At 71.2% G+C, this 3,418-nt stretch carries 3 protein-coding genes; 2 read left to right on the top strand and 1 reads right to left on the bottom strand.

Features of this window, described 5'->3' with window-relative positions:
• On the top strand, positions 1–536 hold a 536-nt coding region (locus Q8Q85_13580), incomplete at its 5' end, for a M48 family metalloprotease (protein ID MDP3775288.1).
• A gap of 33 nt (positions 537–569) precedes the next feature.
• Here Q8Q85_13580 and Q8Q85_13575 read toward each other — a convergent pair.
• Positions 570–983, bottom strand: coding sequence for a hypothetical protein (locus Q8Q85_13575; protein ID MDP3775287.1), 414 nt, complete (start codon positions 981–983; stop codon positions 570–572).
• Positions 984–1,103: 120 nt separating this feature from the next.
• Here Q8Q85_13575 and Q8Q85_13570 point away from each other — a divergent pair.
• Positions 1,104–3,418: hypothetical protein (locus Q8Q85_13570; GenBank protein ID MDP3775286.1), on the top strand; the 2,315-nt coding region annotated here is incomplete at its 3' end.

Below are 3,418 nucleotides of genomic sequence, written 5' to 3'. Positions count from 1 at the left end.
AGATGGGGCACGTTCGCAACCTCGATGTGCGCCTGATGACCCTGATCGCGGCGCTGGTGGGAGTGGTAGTCATCCTGTCCGACGGGATGGGCCGCATCTTCCGCGGCGGCGGCGGGCGGCTGTTAGGCGGGCGCGGCGGCCGCAAGGGCGGCGGCGGCGGCGCGATCATGATCGTGCTCCTGGTGCTCTGGGTCGTCACGCTGATCCTGGCGCCGATCATCACTCGCTTCATGGCGATGGCGGTCTCCCGCAATCGAGAGTACCTGGCCGACGCGACCGGCGCGGAGTTGACGCGCAATCCCGCCGCGCTCGCGTCCGCCCTCCAGAAGATCGAGTCGGCCGTGGCGCCCACCGCGTCCATCAAGCGCGGCACCGCTCATCTTTGCATCGCCGATCCGCTGGGCCGGAAGGTGAATGCGAAGGAGGGAGCGATGGCCAATCTCCTCGGCACCCATCCGCCGATGGCGATGCGGATCACCCGCCTCCGGGGAATGGCGTTCCAGGCGGCGAAGGCGGCCGGCGAAGCCTCGGGCTGAAGCCCGGGCCCGGCAGCGGCAAACGCTGAAGCGCTACCTGGCCCCCAGCACTTTCGCGGCCTTCGCGACGTCCTTCGGCTTCACCCAGAGCAGCGCCCCGTAGCGCCCACCCTTGGTGCAGACGGCGTCCATCGCCGTCACGCTGATCTTCGCCTTGGCCAGCTTGGCGTGGATCAAGGCGACCGCGCCGATGCGGTCCCTGCCCTCGATGAGCAAGCCGGTCTTCCGCTTGCTCACCTTCGCGCCGGCTCGGCGCATGACGCGCAGGAACGCCGCGCCATCCTCGGGGATGAAGTCGAGCTGCGCCTTCCGGCCGCTCGGAAAGCCCGAGAACGCGCGCAGGTTGACGCCGGCGTCCTTCAGCGCGCCGAGCACCCTGGCGCCGGCGCCCGCGCGGTTGGGGACCATGATGTAGTAGTAGCTGACCTTGCGGATGGTGTCGGCCATGGTGGCCTCCTTGTGGCCGGTCGGACGGTGAAAGTGCCCTGCCATGCTTATGCAGCCGACGGCACCGAGCGTCAAGCACCCCCGTCGCGCGACTTGACCAGGCGCTGCCCCCGGCGTCATATGCTTCACATCCTCATGCGCTGGAACTGTTTCCTCCTCGGCGTCGCGTTGCTGCCTGCGGGCGCGGCCTTTGCGCCCGCGCTCCACGCCCAGTGCCCAGACGGCACGCCGCCGCCCTGCGCGGGCGTGCGCCGCGCCGCGCCGCGCCGCGTTCCGCCGCCCGGCCCCGAGCAGCGCCGGCGCAGTTTCCTGGTGCTCCCCTTCCGCAACGTCTCGCGCTCGGCCGAGCACGAGTGGTTGGTCGAAGGCTCGCCCGTGCTCATCGCCGACGCCCTGGGCAAGCGTGAGGAGCTCAAAGTCGTCCCCGACGAGCGATTGTACCCGGCGCTGCAACGGGCGGGCCTGCGCCCGGGCGGAGTCATGGACCTGGCCGTGATTCGGCGGATCGGGAACGAGACCGGTGGCTGGACCGCGGTGACGGGCGAGGTACTGGTACTCGGCGGCCGGGTCCGCGTGAGCGCCCGCGCCTTCGACGTGGTTTCCAACCAGGTGGTGGTGCGCGCGGTGGAGGAGGCGGCGGCCGGCGAGGACGTGCGGGCGGTCTACCAGCGCCTGGGCACGCGGCTCATCCGCGCGGCCGGCATCGACACCGCGGCCGCCGACCTCGCGGCGACCACCACGCGCTCCCTGGACGCCTATCGCGCCTACGTCCGCGGCATCGCCCATTACAACCGGTCCGAGGCACGGCGCGCCCGCGACGCCTTCCTTGAAGCCGTTGGCCTCGACAGTACGTTCGCCCAGGCCTACGCCAAGCTGGCCGAGGCCTCGTTCAGCGCCAATCCCATGGACCTGGCGACGGCCGGCTCGCAGAGCTTCCGCTATGCCGCGCGGGCGGCCGCGCTGGCCGACCGCCTTAACCCGCGCGACCGGGAGTTGGTGCTGGGCATCAACGACATGCTGAGCGGGCGCTTCCGAGCGGCGCGCGAACGGTTCGTGCGTCTGGTCGAGCAGGACTCGTCCAACGTGGACGCGCTCGAATGGCGGATGAGTATCGAGGCGTTCAACCCGATCCTGGTACGCTCCGGCGCTGGAGAGCGTCCGGCGAGCAACTTGAACGTCGCGTTGGCTCTGGCCAAGCGGGTGCTGGAGCTCGATCCCGCGCGGCATCACCTCTACCAGAGCCTCACTCAGGCCTACCTGCTGGCGGCGGGCGGAACGCCGGGGTTCATGCCGACCTGGCGCCAGGAAGCGGCGTCGCTCCCGGCCCTGCTCAGCACCGCGCCGTCACGGACTTTCGTTCCGCTGCTGTTCGACACACTGGTCCTGGTGCCGTCCGAGTCACTCGGGACCGTGCCGGCGGACACGCTCGGGGCGGCTCGCGCGCGCGCCCTCGCTGCCGCCCGGGCCTGGGTAGGTCGTTGGCTCGCGGTCGGGCGCACCGAAGCGGAGGCGCACCTGTGGGCGTCGCGCGTGGCCGACCTGGGAGGCGACGCGGCCGAGGCGCTGCGCGAGCTGGAGACCGCCGATTCGCTGGGCGTCGAGACCGGCCTGGAGAACGTTCCCGCCCGGCGGATGGCGTTGCTCTCCAAGCTCCGCCGCTACGCGGACGGCTCCCGGATCGCCGATTCGTTGTTCCAGACCGGCAGCCTCGACATGGCGGCGCTCAACGCGTTCCAGATCGAGGGGGCGGGCTGGGCATACACCCTCTTCCAGCTGGGGGGACGCTACGACCGCGCGGAAGCGCTCCTCGACCGCACCAGCGCCGCCCTCGCGCCCGCTGCGGCGGCGAACCCTGAGCTGACGGCGGACATGCTGGGCGCCCTCTTCCTCGGCGGCTACGTACCCCAGTTCTTCAAACTCCCCGTCGAGGTGCGCGTCACCGTGCTCGAGAAGGTGTTGAGCGACGCGACGCGCCTCGTCCCGACGGGCAGCGTGGCCCGCATGCTCCCCTTCTCAGTCGAGATGCTGCTCAGGGACACCGCCACGCGAGCGCGCGATCATTTGGCGGCGGAGGTGCTCGCGAGCGCGCGGGCCCTTTCCGACAGCGGACGCGCGGACCTGGCCTACGAGCTGGCCACGGTCTCGGCCAGGGACAGCGCCGCCCGCACGGCGCTGGAGACGCTGCCGTGGTACGTGGCGCGTCGCCGCGTGGCGCGCGATCAGAGGATCGCGACCCAGCGGCGGTTCCGCCCGGTCAGCGCGACGGTGAGCGACAGCGTGGCCAGGTTCTCGTGGGCGGTGCAGGGCGAGAGCTTCTCGTGGTTCCGGACCGAGACGCGCCTCACGGATTCCGACTTCAACTGGACGGCCGAGTTCGACGTGGGCGGCAAACACTGGGAGGTCATCGCCAACGTGGACCGCATCCCCGGCAGCCG

The sequence above is a fragment of the Gemmatimonadales bacterium genome (assembly GCA_030697825.1).
In the GTDB taxonomy this organism is placed as follows: domain Bacteria; phylum Gemmatimonadota; class Gemmatimonadetes; order Gemmatimonadales; family JACORV01; genus JACORV01.
This window is presented reverse-complemented; position numbering and strand designations above follow the sequence as displayed.